The sequence below is a fragment of the Paenibacillus sp. 01T422 genome (genome assembly GCF_056398785.1).
The window spans coordinates 1-1388 of sequence record NZ_JBFTQB010001253.1; the positions used below are offsets into that span (position 1 = coordinate 1).

The 1388-nt window shown below is 52.6% G+C and carries 13 tRNA genes; all 13 read right to left on the minus strand.

Features of this window, described 5'->3' with window-relative positions:
* Positions 1–87 precede the first annotated feature (87 nt).
* Positions 88–176: transfer RNA gene (locus AC1DUA_RS37695), tRNA-Leu, on the minus strand.
* Positions 177–187: 11 nt separating this feature from the next.
* A tRNA-Cys gene (locus tag AC1DUA_RS37700) sits at positions 188–261 on the minus strand.
* 10 nt (positions 262–271) lie between these two features.
* Positions 272–346: transfer RNA gene (locus tag AC1DUA_RS37705), tRNA-Gly, on the minus strand.
* An 8-nt stretch (positions 347–354) separates the two neighbouring features.
* A tRNA-Gln gene (locus AC1DUA_RS37710) sits at positions 355–426 on the minus strand.
* Between the two features lie 22 nt (positions 427–448).
* Positions 449–521 (minus strand) — tRNA-His (locus tag AC1DUA_RS37715).
* Between the two features lie 25 nt (positions 522–546).
* Positions 547–620, minus strand: a tRNA-Trp gene (locus tag AC1DUA_RS37720).
* A 12-nt stretch (positions 621–632) separates the two neighbouring features.
* Positions 633–714, minus strand: a tRNA-Tyr gene (locus AC1DUA_RS37725).
* An 11-nt stretch (positions 715–725) separates the two neighbouring features.
* Positions 726–801, minus strand: a tRNA-Thr gene (locus tag AC1DUA_RS37730).
* A 17-nt stretch (positions 802–818) separates the two neighbouring features.
* A tRNA-Phe gene (locus AC1DUA_RS37735) sits at positions 819–894 on the minus strand.
* Between the two features lie 20 nt (positions 895–914).
* Positions 915–991: transfer RNA gene (locus AC1DUA_RS37740), tRNA-Asp, on the minus strand.
* An 11-nt stretch (positions 992–1002) separates the two neighbouring features.
* A tRNA-Met gene (locus AC1DUA_RS37745) sits at positions 1003–1079 on the minus strand.
* A 53-nt stretch (positions 1080–1132) separates the two neighbouring features.
* Positions 1133–1208: transfer RNA gene (locus AC1DUA_RS37750), tRNA-Val, on the minus strand.
* A 15-nt stretch (positions 1209–1223) separates the two neighbouring features.
* Positions 1224–1298, minus strand: a tRNA-Glu gene (locus AC1DUA_RS37755).
* Positions 1299–1388: the final 90 nt, after the last annotated feature.

Below are 1388 nucleotides of genomic sequence, written 5' to 3' on the forward strand. Positions count from 1 at the left end.
GACTCGAACCTCCACCCTTTCGGACTCGATTTTGAGTCGAGCGCGTCTGCCATTCCGCCATGCCGGCATAAGAACTTATAAAAACAATGGTGCCGAAGACCAGACTTGAACTGGTACGGTAGTCACCTACCGCAGGATTTTAAGTCCTGTGCGTCTGCCGATTCCGCCACTCCGGCTAATAATTTTGTGGAGGCGCCACCCAGACTCGAACTGGGGGTAAAGCTTTTGCAGAGCTCTGCCTTACCACTTGGCTATGGCGCCTTAGTAATAATGGAGCGGAAGACGGGGATCGAACCCGCGACCCTCGCCTTGGCAAGGCGATGCTCTACCGCTGAGCCACTTCCGCATATAAAACTGGGGATCAAGGATTTGAACCTTGGCATGACGGAGTCAAAGTCCGTTGCCTTACCGCTTGGCTAATCCCCATTATCTTGCTTTGGTAATAATGGGCGGACGACGGGACTTGAACCCGCGAATGCTGGATCCACAAACCAGTGCGTTAACCCCTTCGCCACGACCGCCACAATATTCAGTTGCTTACTTTTTTGGCAGGGGCAGCAGGAATTGAACCCACACCAAAGGTTTTGGAGACCTTTGTTCTACCCTTAAACTATGCCCCTAGAAAAAGTAAATGGAGGCTGATGGATTCGAACCACCGAACTCGGAGAGAGCAGATTTACAGTCTGCCGTGTTTAGCCACTTCACTAAGCCTCCATAATAAAACATGGTGCCGTCGAGAGGACTTGAACCCCCAACCTACTGATTACAAGTCAGTTGCTCTACCAGTTGAGCTACAACGGCGTATATAGTTGTAAATATGGTGGCTCGGGACGGAATCGAACCGCCGACACGAGGATTTTCAGTCCTCTGCTCTACCGACTGAGCTACCGAGCCTTACATGATGTTGGTAATAATGGCGGAGCCGACGGGATTCGAACCCGCGGTCTCCTGCGTGACAGGCAGGCATGTTAGGCCTCTACACCACGGCTCCACATTCATTATTGGTTGCGGGGGCAGGATTTGAACCTGCGGCCTTCGGGTTATGAGCCCGACGAGCTACCGGGCTGCTCCACCCCGCGTCATTAAGTATATTTCAGGAATTCTAATAAATCAAGCCTTGCAGTAGAATTCATGGTGGAGGCTGACGGGATCGAACCGCCGACCCTCTGCTTGTAAGGCAGATGCTCTCCCAGCTGAGCTAAGCCTCCATGGGAAGTACTTGATGGTGACCCGTAGGGGACTCGAACCCCTGTTACCTCCGTGAAAGGGAGGTGTCTTAACCACTTGACCAACGGGCCTTACTAGAAAGATAGTGGCGGAGAGAGAGGGATTCGAACCCTCGAGACGCTTGTGACGCCTACACGATTTCCAATCGTGCTCCTTCGGCC